This window comes from Mesorhizobium sp. M1A.F.Ca.IN.020.03.2.1 (assembly GCF_004023205.1).
In the GTDB taxonomy this organism is placed as follows: domain Bacteria; phylum Pseudomonadota; class Alphaproteobacteria; order Rhizobiales; family Rhizobiaceae; genus Mesorhizobium.
On sequence record NZ_RZSV01000006.1, the window covers coordinates 25,876 to 44,244 of the forward strand.

Genomic DNA, 18,369 nt, shown 5'->3' on the forward strand with positions numbered 1-18,369 from the left:
AATGACCGAAGCAATCCCGCTCGTTGTGCAATCGCTTTTCATGCATGACCTCAACGGCCGCGAAATCGTCAGCGACGTCTCCCTTCATGTGAAGCGGGGTGAAGTCCTGGCCATCATCGGTGAATCGGGATCTGGAAAGACGTCAGTCGCCTTGAGTTTGCTAGGCTTTGCGCGGCCGGGAATGCGCATTTCCTCCGGCAACATTTTGATTGCCGGCACCGACATCCTCTCACTCTCGGGCCGGAGGCAACGTGCCTTCCAGGGCGGCAAAGTATCGCTGGTTCCACAGAATCCGACCACGAGCTTCAGCCCCCGCATGTCAGTCGGCAAGCAAATGGCCGAGCTTCTTGCGGCGCACGGCCATTCGGGCACCGGCATGAAGCAACTGATGCGTGACGCGTTGCGGAGCGTCGATCTCCCAGACGATGAAAAGTTTTTGAGACGCTATCCCTTCGAGCTCAGCGGCGGTCAACTGCAACGCATCGCAATTGCCATGGCCTTCGTCACGGCTCCGCAGGTCATCGTGATGGATGAGCCCACCACGGGCCTGGACGTATCCACCCAGCAAACGATCCTTGAGTTGATAGCGAGGCTGGTCAAGTCCAGCAGCGCCAGCGTGGTCTACGTCACCCATGACCTTGCGGTCGTGAACGTCGTGGCCGACAGGGTGGCCGTCATGCTTTCTGGAAGGATCGTCGAGCAGGGGAGCCGCAGGCAGGTCTTCGCAGCACCGAGCGACGACTATACGCGCATGCTGCTCGACGCTATTCCACGACTGGTAACCGATGGTCCTGCGGCGGCGTCCGAGGCCGACGGTGCCAAAATCCAGAGCGTCCTCGAGGTGAAGAACCTGCGCGCGGCCCATGGCCACGTCGAGGTCGTGCACGGCGTTTCATTCTCGGTCGGCAAAGGCGAGTGCGTCGGCCTTGTCGGCGGCAGCGGCAGCGGCAAAACCACTACGGGCCGATGCGTGACCGGTTTGCACAGCAACGCTTCGGGCGGCTTGTTGTTCGAGGGGCATTTGATGCCGTTCGCCGTCTCAAGTCGCTCCAAGGCAGATTTGAGCGCCATGCAGATCGTCTTCCAAAATCCTGACCGCTCGCTCAACCCAAAGGAATCGATCGCGCAAAGCATCGCCCGCGCCGTTCGCCTGACGGGGCTGGCTGACAAAGCAAGGGTCGGTGCCGAAGTGCGGTCGCTTCTTGACCGGGTTCGATTACCGCAACGGGTTGTCAATCTTTACCCGGGCGATCTATCGGGAGGCGAGCGTCAACGCGTGGCCGTGGCCCGCGCGCTCGCGGTCAAACCGAAGCTTCTGGTGTGCGACGAAATCACTTCGGCTCTCGACGTGTCTGTGCAGGCGGCCGTGGTCGAGCTTCTGCTCGATCTGAAGAAGGACGGCCTTGCGATGCTTTTCATAACCCACAATTTGCCGCTGGTCTCCGAAATTGCACAATCCATCATAATCATGAAGGATGGGAGTATCGTTGAGGCGGGACGAACGAATGACGTCCTGCGTTCGCCAAAGCACTCTTACACAAGAATGTTGTTGGACGCCGCGCCGCGACTTAATTGACGACCGGCTCGACTTGGAGCACCAAAGGGCGATTGCTACGGGATTCGCTGGAACGATCTTGCCAAACGACCTGTTCACCGACGAGGAAAAAAGTGCCCGCTTCGACGCTGTCGATCGGGCGGTTGCAGTCTTGCGCGTTCTTGAGCGCTCTGATCAGCCCATGTCGCTGTCGATGATCGCGCGCGAGGTCGGGCTGGGACAGCCAACCACGTCACGTTATGTGGCCAGTCTCGTCGGGCATGGGCTGATCGAAAAGGTGAATGGAAATCGCTATGTGCTGGGCATTGGGCTTTATATTCTTGGGCAGAAATCACTCCATCGCAGAGACGTTCGAACGGTAGCCCACCCCTATCTGGAAACCTTGCATGAACAGTTCAACGAGACGGTAAGCTTCGCACTTTGGCTGCGCCACGAGGTTGTTGTCGTGGATTGTATCGAGGCCATGCAGACGTTGCGTCAGGGAGCATCCGTGGGAGTAGTCAACCCATGGCACGCCACTTCCCTCGGAAAGTCGATTCTCGCCTGGCTTGATCCGCATGAAGTGGATGTGCTGCTGAAGCAGCCGGGGCTGCCCCGTTACACCTATAACACCCTCACCACAGTCGACCAATTGCGTGCCGAATTTCCACTTATCCGGGAGCGAGGCTATGCGATCGACAACGAGGAGTCCGCCATAGGAGGACGCTGCATCGGTGCACCCGTCTTCGATCAATCGGGGCGCCCGCTCGGCGCCATCAGCATCAGTGGACCAATCGCGCGTGTTACCGACGAGGATGTCCCCTCGACCGGAGGGCGAATTGCCGAGATCGCAGGGCAGATCTCCCGTGCAATGGGGTATTCGGGGAAGCCATCCCGTGACACCAGGCGCGTCTAGGCCGCTCTTGCTCCTCGCTTTCTGGTGCGGGTCACTGGCCCGCAGCATCCTGTGCAGATTGATCTCGCTTAAGGAGGCCCCTCGTTGGCTGACCTCCTTGAACTGTGGCGGTGCGGCGCTTCGAGGCGGCCTTAGCCAAAGCCTCCGCGGCGCGCAGGGCGGCGACATTATCTGACCCCCGTGCCAGCCAAGTCAGCCTGCGCTCCCCGGCGCTGACAAAGTCCTCGACTGCAGCAAGATGCGAATCCCCGTCGCGAACCGGCACGAGCTCGTTCTTGGCTGCGTGCCGACGCATGAGCGTACCCGAAGCCTTGCCATTCAGCGTACCGTGGGCGATCAGCGTGCCGCGATCTCCAGCCACCACAACCGTGCTTTCCAGGTCGGCGATCGCAAAACTTTCGAATGCATGAAACAGACTGCCATCGTCGAGTTGGAAGGAATAGGAAATTTGGTTGGGTCTGCCATCGGCAACAGTGCAAATGGCCGAGACTTCGCGCGGTTCTCCACCCGTCAGGAACCTGGCAAGGTCGATGTCGTCGACGGACATGTCGAGATAGATGTCGCCCTCGCTGTCGAGATCGTCCTTTCTGCGCTTGGCTGCGGGCTTGTACGGTCCCTCGCGGGTAAGAAGGATCGACTGGACCTTCCCGATGTCACCATCCAGGATCAGCCTGCGCATGGTCTGGTGTATGGCCGACGCACGGAACGGGTGATGTACCGCAAGCACGATCCCGGCGGCGTCGCACAGACGCGCAAGCTCAGCGGCTACTTTGCTGTTTTCGGAGATTGGTCCGTCACAAAGGACGTTCTTTCGCGCTTTCGCCGCAGCAGTGATGTAATGGGCCCGCCGCCTCAATCGCGCGCTGACATAGGTGAACTCGACGTCAGGATCGCCGAGAGCCTCCGACAGGTTGGTCGTCCATTGCGGAATGTCGAGATCCTGAGCGAAATGAGCTGCATCCATCTTTCGGCGGCTGACCACCCACAACGGAGTATGCCCCTGCGCTCTGATGCCCGCGACCATCTGCTCCGTGGCAATGGTGCCGGTCCCCATAACTGACCACCCAGTCTTGCCGTGAATTGCCATGCCGGGCGCTCCTGATCTGGCCCCAAGTATGGGCGCATTCGCCTCTGGCAGCCAACTTCGCATCTCGTTGAAGTCTGCATTAAACTGACGTACAGATAGCGTCTGTTCGCGTCATAGGGGAGGCGATCGAGGTGAACCACATCGCGGGGGATACCGCCGCGCTCGCGGCAAATTTGAGGACCTTGTGCGATCGCCACGGGTCTGTCGCCGCTGTTTGTCGCAAATTAAACGTCAATCGGCAACAATTTAACAAATATCTCTCTGGCGCCCATGTGCCGTCCAGCGCCAATCTGCGCACGATCGCTAACTTCTTCGGATTGAGCGTTCCGATCCTCTTCTCCGACCCCGAGGAGTTCAGGACGCTCATTGATGGCAACTTTTTTCATGCGATGTCCACGGCGCGCCATCTGCCGGAGTTTGTCAACTTCCTCTCGAATATTGTCTTCGACGGTAGTGTGCAGGATTCGGAGATCCTGGGTGTCTATGACCGATATCAGTTTTCGTCGATCTATAAAGGTTTCATTCTAAAATCGGCATTCTGCCTCTATCGAAATAACAATTTTCTCCAGCATTACTATATCGAGCGGTTCCCGAGCTTCGACCGGCCGGGAAGAACGGAATACGTCTTCAAGTACTACGGGTTCAGCTTCCCAGTTGCGGACCGGCTGTTTACGGCCGATTTCGAAGGCATCCAGAGCAATGAGCTCACCTTCGGTGTCTATGCCCAGGTCAAGCGAAATGCGAAGCGTTTCATGTTCGGCATCGCCAGTGGCATTGCCGCCAATGCCTTCCGACAGCCCTATTCGACGAAGGTCGCCTTGCACTACAAGGGGCCGGGCCTGCTCCAACGCAGTCACCTCAAGGAACTTACCGTGATTGACAGGAGCGACCCAGGCATCCCGAGGGAAGTGCTGCAATATCTGGGCGACGGTTCGGACATGATCCAGATGTGAAATGCGAACCGACTAAGAGCATTACTCGTCGGCCCTATATTCGGCTTTGACGAACCCGACTTTCACGCTACCCGTTCAATCGCTTGAATGTCTTGCAGTTTAGGTGTTCAGGACGAGTTCATTCAGTGCCAACCGATGCAGCGACGGCGTCGCGGCGGCAAGGACGGGGCCTCCTTCCTCAGCTCGGCCGCCGTCGAGACGAGTGATCACACCACCTGCCTTCTCGATGATCGGGATCAGCGCGACGATGTCGTAGGGCTGCAGGGAAGGTTCAACCGCCAGATCGATCCGGCCCGCCGCTAGCATGGCGAAGGCATAACATTCCCCACCGTACCGGGTCATCTTGACCGCGCTGTTCAGCCGCTCGAAGCCAGCTTTGAGATCGCCGTGAAAATGTTCGGGGGAGTTGGTGTGGAGAATGGCGTCGGAGAGGGTGTCGATGCCACGCGTCCTGAGTGGCTGGGGCTCACCGGCGCGCTGGCGCCATGAGCCTGTTGCGTCCGCCCAGAACCGTTCGCCGATATAGGGCTGGCTGAGCATCCCCATCTCGGCGCGCCCGCGAACCGTCAGACCGATGAGCGTTCCCCAGACGGGGATGCCGCAGATAAAAGGTCGGGTTCCGTCCACGGGATCAAGCACCCAACGCCAGTCGCTACCGCCGCCCGTCTCGCCGAATTCCTCTCCAAGTACAGCGTGATCCGGGAACTCCGCCATTATGGCGGCACGCAACGCGATTTCTGCTTCTCGATCAGCCTCGGTCACCGGATCGAATCTATATCCGGGCTTCGGCTTGGTATCGACGGCAAGCTCGACCATATAGCGGGGCAGCGTCTCGGCATCCGCCAAATCAGCGAGACGGTGCAAGAATGATGGGTCCGGTGGCTTTGACATGTGTCACCTTGGCAAGGATTTAGAAGATCATTGGCTCGTCTGCTCGGAGCCGGGGAAGGCAATCCACGATTTGGAAGCTGAAGAACTGACGCCGATCTCGGAAAGCAGAACGCCCCGCAGCCCTTCGTAAACGTCTGCGATTGGCACCGGGAGCGCACCTCGCCAGTTTCGGCCGGCTTCAAGCGCAGTCGCATAATCGCTGTATAGAACGGCGAGTGCCTCGAGGTAACCTTCAGGAGAGCCCGCCGGCAGACTGGTCGCAAGTTGCGCATCCGAGGATATGTCGCCGTGGCCGCGACGATAGGTAAGGTCGCCTTCGCCGAGGCGGGACACCGTGAGTGTCTCCGGTGCCTCCTGACGCCACTCGAGGGTGGCCTTCGAGCCGACGATCTTGAAACGCAGGCCGTTGCGGTGGCCCGGAGCGGCAAGAGAGGACCACAAGAGGCCGTTGGCGCCGCCCTCGAATTCCAACTGGATCACGTCAGTGTCGTCTAGCCCGAAGGAGTCAACGGTTCGCATCAAATTGGCGTTGAGTGCGGTGCACCGGAGTCCGGAAACAAATTCGAGGATGTTGAAGGCGTGGGTTCCGATATCCCCCAGCGCGCCCGTCGGTCCTGCTTTTGCCGGGTCGCCGCGCCATATCCCGCCTTTGCCCAATTTCGACGGGTCGTTGACCAGCCATTCGAGCAGATACTCCACATGCATGAAGCGAACCTGACCGATTTCGCCTGCGCGGATACGAGCGCGCGCGTCTCGGACCATGGGATAGCCCGTATAGGTGTATGTCACGGCAAAGAACGTGTCATTTGCCGCTGCTATCCGCTGAAGCTCGCGCGCCTGTTCCGACGAATGGACCAGCGGTTTTTCGCAGATGACGGGAATCCCCGCTTCGAGAAACAGTTTGCATGGCTCGAAATGGAGATGGTTGGGCGTAACGATAATCGCGACTTCGATGGCATCATCGCGCGCCGCTTCCGCCGCTGCCATGTCGCCGAAGCTGAAGTAGGTGCGGTCCCAAGCCACTCCTAGGGCCTGGCCGGCTTCAATGCAGGCGTGACGGTCAGACGAGAACGCGCCTGCCACCAGTTCGAAACGATTGGTTAGCCGCATGGCAGTTCGATGCCGGCTTGCAAAAAAGGAACCTCGTCCTCCTCCAACCATACCCGCGCGAAGGCGACGTTTGCGGGGGATGTCATCTGTCAGGAGGTTCATGGGGTACTCTTGCGCATTTGGCCCGGCTCTCATCGGGTCTGGAAAGACAGGCGTCGCGCGTCGCTCAATCCGGCAGCGCCCGCGTCACGATTGAAGGCATCCTCCCACTCGCTCAATCGAGCGACAATTTCGCACGGCTCCAATCAGTGACGCACAGTGATGCGACCGTTGATGCCGTTCGATCGGAATGAGAGCCGAGCGCTCTATCGCGATAGCCGCACCGACATCATAGTCGCTCCACAAGACGCGCCGGCGCCACGCCAAAAGCGCAGCATCTCCTGCATGCAGCGGGGGCGTCAGGCACGATGAGCTGCGGATTGGTCGCGAGCCGGTTCTACCGATCCTGAAGTGCATTCCAAAGCTCGCCGGCAGGATCGACTGGCGTCGTCGCCCGCAGCGCGCGCCCCTGTCGTAGGCCAAGCGTGATGTCTGTTCACGACGACATTGCGGCATGAGGCGCTTGGGATTTATGTCCGCTGGGCTGGAACCGAATTGAAAGTTGCCCGGGTCCTAAGGATGTTTGGAAATGCTTGCTGAAGAACGCCAAGCGATCATTCGCGACAGACTGTCGGAGCATGGCAAGGTCCTGGCCAACGCGCTGGCTCATGAATTTCGTGTCTCTGAAGACACTGTGCGCCGCGATCTACGCGATCTTGCCAGAGCCGGACTTTGCCGCAGGGTCTATGGCGGAGCGCTGGCAAGGGCGTCGCGAGCTCAAGCCGGGCCCGAGCGGTTGAAAATCTCGGCCACGGATCTCGCGCCGCTGGCTGCTGCCGCAGCGAAGCTCGTACAACCCAGCGCAACGATTATAATGCACCATGCAGCCCTCTGCGTTGCCTTCGCCGCCGCCTTGCCCCGCGACATCTCGTTGACGATTGTCACAAATTCCCCACGCGTCACCACTGCACTGGAAGGGCATCGTCAAGCGAGCGCCATTCTTCTGGGCGGCTTGTTCGACCATGGCAGAGGATGCTCTCTTGGAACTGTCGCCCTTTCGCAATTGGAGCAGTTCAACGCCGACCTCTTCTTTGTCGCCGATTGCGCGGTCCATCCTTCCGTCGGCTTGACCGCCTTTGACCTTCCCGACGCCGAAATCAAGCGCGTTATGTGCCGCCGAAGCGCCGCGAGAGTAGTTGTCGCTACGGCCGAGAGCATCGCGAAAACCGCCCCCTTTCAGGTTTCGGGACCTGACGCGATCGACCATATGCTCGCTGGGCGCCAGCTTGATGCCGAGACCCTCGAACCGTTTCGCCGCCAAGGCACGCTTATCGACCACATTGGCTGAAGGCTGCGATAGATCCTTCGCAGGGCCTTGCGTCCATCTCGCCGGATGACTAACGAGCGACGAGATCCTGCATCAGGATTTTCAGACCGCGCGCCACATCGTAGCTGTCCATCTGGTGCTGCTTTTTGCAGAACAACTCGCAACTCCACCAGCTGTCGTAGCCGGTGGATTTCACTGCAGCCACCCACTCTCTCAGGTTCAATACGCCCTTGCCGGTTTCGACGTCGCGAAGAACAGGCTCGTTAGGGATGCCACCGCTGAACGCAAGAGAGTCACAAATGTGAACTCCGTAGATGAGGTCTTTGTCCAATTGCGAAATGCGTTCCGGGCCGTCGCCGGAGGTGTAACAGTGCCAGAAATCGACGACGACGCGTATGTTGTCGCGTGCCGCTTTCCTTATGGTCAGAAGCTGCCTGTCAATCGTATTGAGTGGGGTCCAGGACAGCGCCTCATGGTAGATGACCAGGTTGCGTTGAGCAGCGAGGTCGGCGACGGCTGCCAGCCCGGACGCCGTGATGTCGATCTGCTCCTCGATCGGCAGCCCGACGACGCCTCGGTAAAGATCCGGGTGCCTCTTGCTGGCCTCGGGATCGAGAGCCGCGAGACTGATTGGACCGGTGATGACCTGAATGCCCTTCGCTCCAACCGAGACGGCGAGTTCTATCAACTCTTCCGCGTCCTTCAGCAATGCTTTGCGGGCATTGCCGTGGCGCTCCACATCGAGAAGAAATCCGATGCCTGGAATGAACATGTCATCGATCAAGCGGCGCAGCTCCTGGAAAGTGAACCCGGCATCCAGAAAAGCGCGGATCTTGGCCCCAGAGGCTTCCAGTCCGTCGAAGCCGAGCTCGCGCGCAATATCCACATCTAGGGCCAGCGTGCCGTGTCGCGCCACGAGAGCATGAAGAATTAGCTGGTTGCGCTTCGTCGTCATTGCTGTGCCCGTCGCTTGACTACCGGATTAGCCAATGCCAGGTCCCTGCCGGATCACGACGGTGGCATAGAGCCTCGCTGGCTCTGCGGCGCCAGGCCGATAACCACTCTGGTTGCTCATGGCTTTGACCATCGCGAGCCGACTACCCGCGCAATCAAGACATATCGCATGCCGAGGGGGAACTGCGCGGCAGCCCGAATTCGTGCGCGACCTAAGGTTCCGGTCGCGTCACGTTGCGCCAAATGCGCTGCTAAGGGGGCAAAATGGCTTCCGACTAAAAACGAGCCCGCTATGCGGCTGAGTTCGCAGCCCACGAGAACTGACCGATCCCATATGTCGCAATGCTTCTTTCTCAGCGCGTCACATCGCGTCTATTAAAGCTACCCTGCGAACTTGTCGCGCAGCCACAGATGACTGCTTACTAGGCGCATGGACGAGGAGCATATCCACAATCGCCTCGCCAACAAAGACAAGAGGGTCGAACAATGAAACTGACCGGCGGGCAGATCGTCGCGAAAGCGCTCAAGGAATATGGCGTCGAATACGTGGCTGGTGTTCCCGGCCATGGCATCTGGTCTCTGTTCGATGCCTTCCTGGAGGAAGGCTCGCAACTGCCCTTCATCCAGGTGATGCACGAACAAAGCGCCGTTCACATGGCGGACGGTTATTTCCGTGCAAGCGGCCGGCCAATGGCATGTTCGACATCGGTCGGGCCAGGTGCGACCAACACAATTATTGGCCTCGCCACAGCCTATTGCGATTCCACCTCGCTGTTCTACGTCTCCGGCTCGCCACAGACCTACATGCACGGCCATGGCACCATGCAGGAGATCGAGCGCCAACAGGACAATGCTTTCCCCCGCATCACCGAGCAGGTGACAAAACGGGCATGGCAAGCCCAGTCCGTGCAGGTCCTGCCGAGCATTATGCATCGCGCCTTCAACGCCATGCTCACCGGCCGCCCGGGTCCCGTGCATGTCGAGGTGCCGATGGACGTTCAGGTCGAAGCGGCCGATGTCACCATTCATCCGCTGGAAAAGCGCCTTCCCATTGGCGTGGCCTATCCCGATCCGAGCGCGATCGAGGCCGCGGTCAAGGTCCTGTTGAGTGCCGAACGCCCGGTCATCGTCGCCGGTGGCGGTGCGATCACGGCCAACGCGTCGAGCGAACTGACGCGTCTGGCCGAGCGCGTCGGCGCCGCCGTTTCGATCACCTGGAACGGCAAGGGCGCCATCTCGGAAGATCACGAGCTCTTCATTGGAGCAGTCGGCCAGACCGGCACGACCTGCGGCAACAAGATCACTGCTTCCGCAGATGTGGTCGTTTCGGTCGGCTGCCGCTTCACCGACTGGTCGGCATCTTCCTACGCCAAGGGCGTCTCGTTCTCGATCCCTCCAGGTAAGCTGATCCATATTGACCTCGACCCGCGCGAGATCGGCAAGACCTATCCGACCGAGGTGGGGATCGTATCAGACGCAAAGGTGGCCTTGGAGGCGATCCTGGCCCTCATCTCGGAGGGCGATGCTAAGAAGGCTCTGGGCAAACGCGAGCAGTTCCTGGCCGACGTTCAGAAGGCCAAGGCGGACTGGATCGCTCAGGTGTCGCCGCGCGAAAACAGCCGCGAAACGCCTTTCACCTCCCAGCGCCCGCTGGTCGCTTTGCGCAAGGTCCTCGATCGCAACGGTATTGTGGTTGTCGGTTCCGGCAATACCCAGGGCTCGGTGAAGCAAAGCTTCCCTGTCTACGAGCCTCGCACCCACCTGACCTCGGGCTCCTATTCGCCAATGGGCTGGGCGGTGCCGGCGGCGCTGGGGGCCAAGCTCGCATGCCCGGACCGCCAAGTCGTGGCGATCGTTGGCGACGGCGACTTCATGATGTCGCTGCCCGAAATGGGCACTGCCGCGATGAACGGCATCAATGTGGTCTTCCTCGTGCTGAACAATTCGGGATATATGTCGATCCGAGGCGGTCAGCGCAAGTTCATGGGCCGTCACATTGCTTCCGAATTCAACCATCACTCGGGCAATGGTCAGCCTTATTCGGCCGATATCACGGCTTCGGCGCGGGCATTCGGGCTCGAGGCCTGGAAGGTCGAGAAGGATGAAGATCTCGAAAGCAGCCTGAAGGCAGCCTTGGAATGCGGCGGGCCCGCTCTCGTCGAAGTCATCGTCTCGCGCGATGCGGCAGGGCCGTTCGCCACCGGCTGGTGGGATTTCCCCTCGCCAGCCTACTACGAAAAAGAGCAGGCCGCTTACGCCCAGATGCGTGCACGCGAACAGCACCTCTAGCAAAATTGACGCGAGGGTTGGTCATGCGCCGCCCTCGCACTTCGCCATCCACCACATTGATGATGCGGCGCGCAAGCGCCCGCAAACCAAGAGTTATTGCCATGATACGCACCGTCAAGCCCGCCAAAGGCAGTGTCGCAGACGATGGCCAGCCCGCAGTCACCGCGACAGTCCAGGCATTGCTGGCGCAAGTCGAGAAAGGGGGCGACGCGGCAGTGCGCGAATTGTCCATCCGCTTCGACAAGTTCGACCGCGACAGCTATCGCCTGACCAAGGCTGAGATTGACGGATGCATCAACGCGTTGAGCAAACGCGAGCGCGAGGATCTCGATTTCGCCCAGGACCAGATACGCAAATTCGCCGAAGCCCAGCGGGTCACACTTCGCGATCTGGAGATCGAGACGCTACCAGGCGTTATTTTGGGGCATAAGAACATACCGATCCAGAATGTCGGATGTTATGTACCGGGCGGCAAATATCCGCTGCTTGCCTCTGCTCACATGACGGTCTTGACCGCTCGCGTGGCAGGCTGCGAACGCGTCATCACTTGCGCTCCGCCGTTTCGAGGCAAGATCGCCGACAAGATCGTCGCCGCCCAGGCCCTTGCGGGCGCGGACGAAATCTATTGCCTTGGTGGTGTCCAGGCGATCGCGGCCATGGCCTATGGCACTGAGACGATCGCTCCCGTGGATATCCTGGCCGGCCCCGGCAATGCCTACGTCGCCGAAGCGAAACGGCTGCTGTTCGGCGAAGTTGGCATCGATCTGTTCGCCGGTCCGACCGAGACCTTGGTGATTGCTGACGACAGTGTCGACGGTGAGATCGTGGCGACCGACCTGCTTGGCCAGGCGGAGCACGGCGTCAACTCTCCCGCCGTTCTGATCACCAATTCTGAGAAACTTGCCCGCGATACCCTCGATGAGATCGAGCGTTTGCTCAAAATCCTGCCGACTGCGGCTGTCGCCGGCAAAGCCTGGGAAGACTACGGCGAGATCATCCTGTGCGACACGCTGGATGAGATGGTGGCGGAAGCGGATCGCATTGCCTCCGAGCACGTGCAGGTCATGACACGTGATCCGGACTATTTCCTTGAGAGGATGAAGAACTATGGCGCTCTGTTTCTGGGCGCTCGCACCAACGTCTCTTTCGGCGACAAGGTGATTGGAACCAACCACACGCTGCCTACGAACAAGGCAGCCCGATATACAGGCGGTCTGTGGGTCGGCAAGTTCCTTAAAACCTGCACCTACCAGCGGATCGAGACCGATGAGGCGTCCGCCTTGGTCGGCCAGTACAGCTCGCGCCTCTGCATCATGGAAGGTTTCGCCGGCCATGCCGAGCAGTCCAACATCCGCGTCCGCCGCTATGGCCGGCGCAACGTTCCATACGCATCGGCAGCCGAACCGCTCTGATGCGCAACACGCCCCGGCACGCGCCCCACAGGATCGAGCCGGATCATCAAGCCACCAACGCAAGCAACAAGGGGAACTACAATGAAGCTCACCACCATCCTAGCCGCCTCGATCGCCTTCATGCCGGTTGCGGCAATGGCCGAAAGCAAGGGCAAGGTCGAAGGCATTCATCACTGGGTGTCCGAAAGCGAGGTCAAAGCGCTCAAGGTCATCACCGATAAGCTGGCCTCCAAGGGTTACACCTGGGAAGATAGCGCGGTCGGCGGTCTCAGCGGCGCCAACGCGCTGCAGGCATTGCGCACGCGTCTTGCCGCCGGGAACCCCCCGGCAACGATGCAGTTCCTTGGCTATGAAGGGCTCGACTGGGGCAAGCAGGGCGTCCTGCGCTCTCTCAACGATCTCTACACCAAGAACGGCTGGGACAAGGCGCTCGCCCCGCAGCTGCTTGCATTCGTCAAAAACGGAGACGACTTCATTTCCGTGCCGATCAACATGCACAGGCAGAACTGGCTTTGGGCGAACAAGGCCGTTTTCGACAAGGCCGGCGTCAAGGAACCGAAGTCTTGGGATGAGCTGATCGCCGACGGAGACAAGCTCCGGGCCGCCGGTGTGGTCCCGCTCGCCATGGGTGACGAGAGCTGGCAGATCCTCGAGGTCTTCGAGGCAATCCTTGTCGACGTGAACGGGCCCGAATTCTACAAGAAGGCAGTCATCGACCTGGACGAGGGCGCTCTTTCGAGCCCCGAAATGATCGCGACGTTCGACAAGCTTAGGAAGGTCCGCGGACTTGTCGATGACGGCTTCACCGGGCGTGATTGGGCCGTCGCAACGGGCATGGTCGCGGATGGCAAAGCCGCCATGCAGGTCATGGGCGACTGGGCCAAGGGCGAGTTCCTTGCCAAGGGCCTCAAGCCCGGCGTCGATTTCCTCTGCTTCCCAACGCCGACCGACAAGCCCAACTTCAAGTTCGTGATCGACGCATTTGGCATGTTCAAGGTCGATGATGCTGTGACCACAGCAGGCCAGGACGCCTGGGCAGAATCGATCATGGATCCCGAGGTGCAGAAGCAGTTCAACCTGATCAAGGGTTCAATCCCGGCTCGCTCCGACGTTCCGGTCGACAGTTTCGATGACTGCGCGAAGCGTAGCTATGCTGACCGCGAGGCGGCGGTGAAGAACGGCACGATGCTCGGCGGCCTCACGGAAGGCTTTGCTGCCCAGCCTCAATTCGCCGGCGTCTTCACCGACGTCGTCGGCAAATTCTTCGTCACCGACATGTCGTCCAAGGATGCTGTTCAGGCCCTGGTCGATGGGATCAACAACGCCCGCTAGTCCAGGCCACCAAAGCCCTGCCGGCAATCGTGCCGGCGGGGACACCGTCCGCAACAATGCTCGGCAATAGCGAGGTTGGTCAGTCCCATGTCGTTCAAAAACAAATTGGACCTATGGCTGCCGCGGCTCGTCCTGTCGCCCAGCCTGCTGGCCGTTCTGATTGCCGTCTATCTCTTCATAGTCTGGACGGCCTGGATCTCGCTATCTTCGTCCCAGATGGTCCCGAAGTTCGACTTCGTCGGGCTTGAGCAATATGTCCGTTTGTGGTCGACCCCGCGCTGGCACACTGCAGTCGCCAATCTCTTCATCTTTACGGCGTTGTTCCTGGCGATCACCATCGCGCTGGGCTTGTTCCTCGCGATTCTGCTCGACCAGAAGGTGAGGGCGGAGGGCTTCCTGCGAGCCGTCTACCTCTATCCCATGGCCTTGTCATTCATTGTCACGGGCACAGCCTGGAAATGGATCCTGAACCCGGACCTCGGCCTGCAGAAGGTCGTCAACGAGCTCGGCTGGACCGGTTTTGTCTTCGACTGGATCACACAACCGAGCTTTGCAATCTACTGCGTGGTGATCGCAGCGGTCTGGCAATCGACGGGGTTCGCGATGGCCATTTTCCTGGCCGGGCTGCGAGCGATCGATACTTCCATCATCAAGGCCGCGCAGATCGAGGGAGCCAGCCTGCCGCGAATCTACGTCAGCGTCATCGTGCCGATGCTGCGCCCGGCATTCCTGAGCGTCATCGTCCTCCTGAGCTATATCTCGATCAAGAGCTTCGACCTGGTGCTCGCCCTCACAAATGCCGGGCCCGGCAGCGCCACCGAAATGCCCTCCACCTTCATGTTCGCCGCAACCTTCAGGCGCAACCAGATGGGCGTAGGTGCCGCCAGCGCCATCATGATGCTGATGACGGTCGCCGCCATCATCGTTCCCTACCTCTATTCGGAATTGAGGGAGGACCGCAATGCGCACTGAAGCACGCTCGGCGCGTCGTTCACACCAGATCGGTCGCCTGTTCATCTATGGCTCGCTGATCGCGCTCGCCGCCTTCTACCTGATGCCGCTTTGGGTGATGATCGTCACCTCGCTCAAGTCGCTGGATGAAATCTATGGCGGCTCCTTCATCGGGGTGCCCCAGGCGATCACCTTCGAAGCCTGGAACAAGGCATGGCAGGAGGCCTGCATTGGCACGGCCTGCACGGGACTGCGGCCATACTTCATCAATTCCATCCTGATGGTCGTGCCCGCCGTCATCCTGTCCACGGGGATAGGCGCGATAAACGGCTATATTCTCACGAAGTGGCGTTTCGCCGGGGCGAACGCGATATTCGGACTGTTGCTGTTCGGCTGCTTCCTGCCGTTCCAGGCCGTTATCTTGCCCATGGCGCAGCTGCTTGGTCGCCTCCACCTTTCCGGCACCATTCCGGGTCTCGTGCTGGTTCACACCGTATACGGCATAAGCTTCACGACCCTGTTCTTCCGGAACTATTTCATCACGATCCCGGACGAACTGACCCGCGCGGCTCAAATCGACGGAGCTGGGTTCTTCCGGATCTTCTTTTCAGTGATGTTGCCGACCGCGCTTCCCATCATCGTGGTCTCTTGCATCTGGCAATTCACGCAGATCTGGAACGACTTTCTTTTCGGCGTGTCGTTCACCGCAGGGCAATCATCGCCGATCACCGTGGCGCTGAACAACATCGTCAACGTGACGATGGGGCGCAAGCAATACAATGTCGACATGGCGGCCGCCATGATTGCCGCCATCCCCACCCTTCTCGTTTACGTCGTCGCGGGACGCTACTTCGTGCGCGGTCTGACCGCCGGCGCCGTGAAAGGCTAGTGCTATGTCAACGCTTGAAATCGATCGGGCCCGCAAGCTCTACGGTGACCTCGAAGTCCTGAAGGAGGTCAGTATCTCCATCGGCACCGGCGACTTCCTGGTGCTGCTCGGCCCTTCGGGTTGTGGCAAGTCCACACTGCTCAACATGATCGCCGGCCTCGAGAACATCTCAGGTGGCGAAATCCGCATCGCCGGCAGGGTTGTCAACGACCTGTCGCCGAAAGACAGGGATATCGCCATGGTGTTCCAGTCCTACGCCCTCTATCCCACGATGACCGTGCGCCAGAACATCGAGTTCGGCATGAAGATCCGCGGCGTGCCGCAAGCCGAGCGGGACAAGGCGGTCAAGACGGCGGCCGACCTGCTCCAGATGACGCATCTTCTGGACAGGAAGCCCTCGCAACTCTCGGGAGGCCAGCGCCAGCGCGTGGCAATGGGGCGCGCGATCGTGCGCCAACCCAAGCTGTTCCTGTTCGACGAACCTTTATCCAACCTGGACGCCAAGTTGCGCGTCGACATGCGAACCGAGATCAAGCGTCTTCATGCACGATTGGGAACCACAATCGTATACGTCACGCATGACCAGATCGAAGCCATGACGCTCGCCACGCGCGTTGCCGTGATGAAGGACGGCGTGGTCCAGCACCTTGACGATCCGCAGTCGGTCTACGACCGGCCGGCGAACGTATACGTGGCCAAGTTCGTGGGCTCGCCCTCCATGAACATCGTTCCGGCGAGACTTGACGTGGAAGACGGTCGGCCAGTCGCGGTGATCGACGTCCCAGGTGGGGCGGCTGCCCGCCTCTCAGGCATCCCTTTGTCTTCACAAGCGGCAGCCAAATACGCTGGGCGCAGTATTCTGCTGGGCGTTCGTCCGGAGTTGTTCAGCGTCGCCGGCGAGCAAGCCGCGCAAGCGGTCACGGTAAACATCGACGTTGTCGAGCCTACGGGCCCCGATACGCTTGCTCTTTTCCAGGCAGGCGGGGTCGAAGTCACAGCTCGTGTGCCGCCAAGGGCCGTGGCAGCCCGCACTTCGGCGACCCTCGCGGTCGATACTGGCAAGATCGTGCTGTTCGATGCCGACAATGAGCAACGCATAGACTGAGGCATCGACGTGGATCAAACAGCTGATATCGTCATTATCGGGTCAGGCATAGGAGGCGCTTCCCTGGCCCATAGCCTGGCCGGCACCGGCAGGCGCATCGTGATTCTGGAACGTGGCGAGCACCTGCGCGACGCGCCCCAGGCGCGCGACGACCGGGCGATATTTCTCGAGGGCTTCTACCGTTCGACCGAAAAGTGGGTTGGCACCGACGGCCAAGCTTTCCTGCCTGGCAATTACTATTATGTCGGAGGCAATTCCAAGTTCTTCGGCGCGGTCATGTACCGCTACAGGCTGGAAGATTTCTCGCCGCGCCCTCACATGGACGGCGCCTCACCTGGGTGGCCGATCACCTATCACGAGCTCGAGCCTTGGTACGAGCGAGCCGAGGCGATTTTCAAGGTGCGGGGTGACCCCACGCAGGATCCCACCGAGCCGCCGCGCACCGGTCCTTACCGTTTTCCGTCGGTACCCGACGAGCCGGCCATAGCGGCCGTGCGCGCTCGCTTGAAAGAGGCGGGGATCCATCCAGCCAGCCTTCCCCTGGCTATCGACATCAATGAGTGGCTTCGCCGCGCAAAGACCGGTTGGGATGCGTTTCCCAACACGGGTTCCGGCAAGATCGACGCCGAAGTTGGACCGCTGACTGCCGCGTTGAACAGCAGCAACGTCAGTCTCGTGACCGGGGCCAATGTCGTGCGGCTGGAAACCGACCCGATGGGTCGCAAGGTGACTGCCGCAGTGTTTCTAAAGGATGGTGTTGAGCGGCGGATCAGCGCTGGTATCTTCGCCGTTGCGGCCGGCGCGGTCCAGAGCGCGGCGCTCTTGCTGCGCTCGGCGAATGCCGCACATCCGCGCGGGCTGGCCAACGGCTCCGACCAACTCGGCCGCAACTTCATGAACCACAATACCACCGCCATGCTGGCGATCGATCCGCGGTCGGCCAATACGTCGGTCTACCAGAAGACCCTGGCATTCAACGACTTCTATAACGCCGATCCGGAAACAGGTTTCCCGCTTGGCAACGTGCAATTGCTTGGACATATCACCGGTAACATCCTCAAGGCCAACGCGCCCTTGCTTCCACGGTGGCTGGCGGGGCTGATAGCCCGCAATTGCTATGGCTGGTTCTTGACCAGCGAGGACCTGCCCAATCCAGAGAGCCGGGTCACGGTTCAGAATGGCCGCATCGTCATGCATTGGGTTCGCAGCAACATGCGAGCGCACGAGCTGCTGATCCGCAGGACGCGAGGTGTGATGCGAAGGGCGGGCTTCCCCATCGTTCTTACTCGAACCTTCGGCAGAAAGACGACTTCGCACCAGTGTGGCACTGCCAGGCTTGGAAGCGATCCGGAGACGTCGGTTGTGTCGCCTGATTGCCGTTCCCACGAAATTGCAAACCTCTATGTAACCGACGCTTCTGTGCTTCCGACATCCGCGGCCGTCAACCCGGCACTGACTATCGCGGCGCTCGCCATCAAGGCTGGCGCCGTCATCAGCCGGTCGTGAGGACCTCATCTTAGTATCCAGACTTGTGAATCTTGCACCTGCGTGGGTGACGCCCGAGGTCTTGGCTGAGCGGA

15 protein-coding genes are annotated in these 18,369 nt (G+C 60.2%); 11 read left to right on the top strand and 4 right to left on the bottom strand.

Features of this window, described 5'->3' with window-relative positions:
* The first annotated feature begins 1 nt into the window (after nt 1).
* Both EOA79_RS02075 and EOA79_RS02080 read left to right on the top strand, forming a co-directional pair.
* A complete protein-coding gene (locus EOA79_RS02075) occupies nt 2–1,576 on the top strand; it encodes an ABC transporter ATP-binding protein (protein ID WP_245322551.1) in 1,575 nt (524 codons plus the stop codon).
* A 58-nt stretch (nt 1,577–1,634) separates the two neighbouring features.
* Nucleotides 1,635–2,450 (top strand): IclR family transcriptional regulator, encoded by an 816-nt coding sequence (locus EOA79_RS02080; RefSeq protein WP_245322550.1) that lies wholly within the window; start codon nt 1,635–1,637, stop codon nt 2,448–2,450.
* Between the two features lie 31 nt (nt 2,451–2,481).
* Here the strand turns inward: EOA79_RS02080 and EOA79_RS02085 are convergent, their stop codons facing one another.
* Complete coding sequence (locus tag EOA79_RS02085; protein WP_095826386.1) at nt 2,482–3,537, bottom strand: Gfo/Idh/MocA family oxidoreductase; 1,056 nt, start codon at nt 3,535–3,537, stop codon at nt 2,482–2,484.
* Between the two features lie 131 nt (nt 3,538–3,668).
* On the opposite strand from EOA79_RS02085, the gene EOA79_RS02090 reads away from it, so the two are divergent.
* Nucleotides 3,669–4,490, top strand: a complete 822-nt coding sequence (locus tag EOA79_RS02090; RefSeq protein WP_067330581.1) for a helix-turn-helix transcriptional regulator — start codon at nt 3,669–3,671, stop codon at nt 4,488–4,490.
* Nucleotides 4,491–4,589: 99 nt separating this feature from the next.
* On the opposite strand, the gene hisN is transcribed toward EOA79_RS02090, so the two are convergent.
* Entirely contained in the window at nt 4,590–5,381 is a 792-nt protein-coding gene (hisN, locus tag EOA79_RS02095; RefSeq protein WP_095826385.1) for a histidinol-phosphatase, read from the bottom strand.
* A 27-nt stretch (nt 5,382–5,408) separates the two neighbouring features.
* Nucleotides 5,409–6,593 (bottom strand): Gfo/Idh/MocA family oxidoreductase, encoded by a 1,185-nt coding sequence (locus EOA79_RS02100; protein ID WP_095826384.1) that lies wholly within the window; start codon nt 6,591–6,593, stop codon nt 5,409–5,411.
* Nucleotides 6,594–7,119: 526 nt separating this feature from the next.
* Here EOA79_RS02100 and EOA79_RS02105 point away from each other — a divergent pair.
* On the top strand, nt 7,120–7,878 hold the full coding sequence (locus tag EOA79_RS02105; RefSeq protein WP_095826383.1) for a DeoR/GlpR family DNA-binding transcription regulator: 759 nt from the start codon (nt 7,120–7,122) through the stop codon (nt 7,876–7,878).
* A 49-nt stretch (nt 7,879–7,927) separates the two neighbouring features.
* On the opposite strand, the gene EOA79_RS02110 is transcribed toward EOA79_RS02105, so the two are convergent.
* Nucleotides 7,928–8,812, bottom strand: a complete 885-nt coding sequence (locus EOA79_RS02110; RefSeq protein ID WP_095826382.1) for a sugar phosphate isomerase/epimerase family protein — start codon at nt 8,810–8,812, stop codon at nt 7,928–7,930.
* Between the two features lie 485 nt (nt 8,813–9,297).
* Between EOA79_RS02110 and EOA79_RS02115 the strand changes: the two genes are divergently transcribed.
* The 7 genes from EOA79_RS02115 to EOA79_RS02145 all read left to right on the top strand — a co-directional run bounded on the left by EOA79_RS02115 (nt 9,298) and on the right by EOA79_RS02145 (nt 18,295).
* The gene (locus EOA79_RS02115; RefSeq protein ID WP_095826381.1) at nt 9,298–11,100 is read left to right on the top strand and encodes a thiamine pyrophosphate-binding protein; all 1,803 of its coding nucleotides are present in this window, start codon (nt 9,298–9,300) and stop codon (nt 11,098–11,100) included.
* Nucleotides 11,101–11,201: 101 nt separating this feature from the next.
* Entirely contained in the window at nt 11,202–12,512 is a 1,311-nt protein-coding gene (hisD, locus tag EOA79_RS02120; RefSeq protein WP_095826380.1) for a histidinol dehydrogenase, read from the top strand.
* An 81-nt stretch (nt 12,513–12,593) separates the two neighbouring features.
* Entirely contained in the window at nt 12,594–13,844 is a 1,251-nt protein-coding gene (locus tag EOA79_RS02125; protein WP_095826379.1) for an ABC transporter substrate-binding protein, read from the top strand.
* 87 nt (nt 13,845–13,931) lie between these two features.
* A complete protein-coding gene (locus EOA79_RS02130; protein ID WP_164748139.1) occupies nt 13,932–14,816 on the top strand; it encodes a sugar ABC transporter permease in 885 nt (294 codons plus the stop codon).
* Complete coding sequence (locus EOA79_RS02135) at nt 14,806–15,684, top strand: carbohydrate ABC transporter permease (RefSeq protein WP_067330598.1); 879 nt, start codon at nt 14,806–14,808, stop codon at nt 15,682–15,684. The genes EOA79_RS02130 and EOA79_RS02135 overlap by 11 nt, the downstream gene beginning before the upstream one ends.
* A gap of 4 nt (nt 15,685–15,688) precedes the next feature.
* Nucleotides 15,689–16,789 carry a sn-glycerol-3-phosphate ABC transporter ATP-binding protein UgpC gene (gene ugpC, locus EOA79_RS02140; RefSeq protein ID WP_095826377.1) on the top strand — a complete coding sequence of 367 codons (1,101 nt, stop codon included), beginning with the start codon at nt 15,689–15,691 and terminating at the stop codon, nt 16,787–16,789.
* 9 nt (nt 16,790–16,798) lie between these two features.
* Nucleotides 16,799–18,295 (top strand): GMC family oxidoreductase, encoded by a 1,497-nt coding sequence (locus EOA79_RS02145; protein WP_095826376.1) that lies wholly within the window; start codon nt 16,799–16,801, stop codon nt 18,293–18,295.
* Nucleotides 18,296–18,369: the final 74 nt, after the last annotated feature.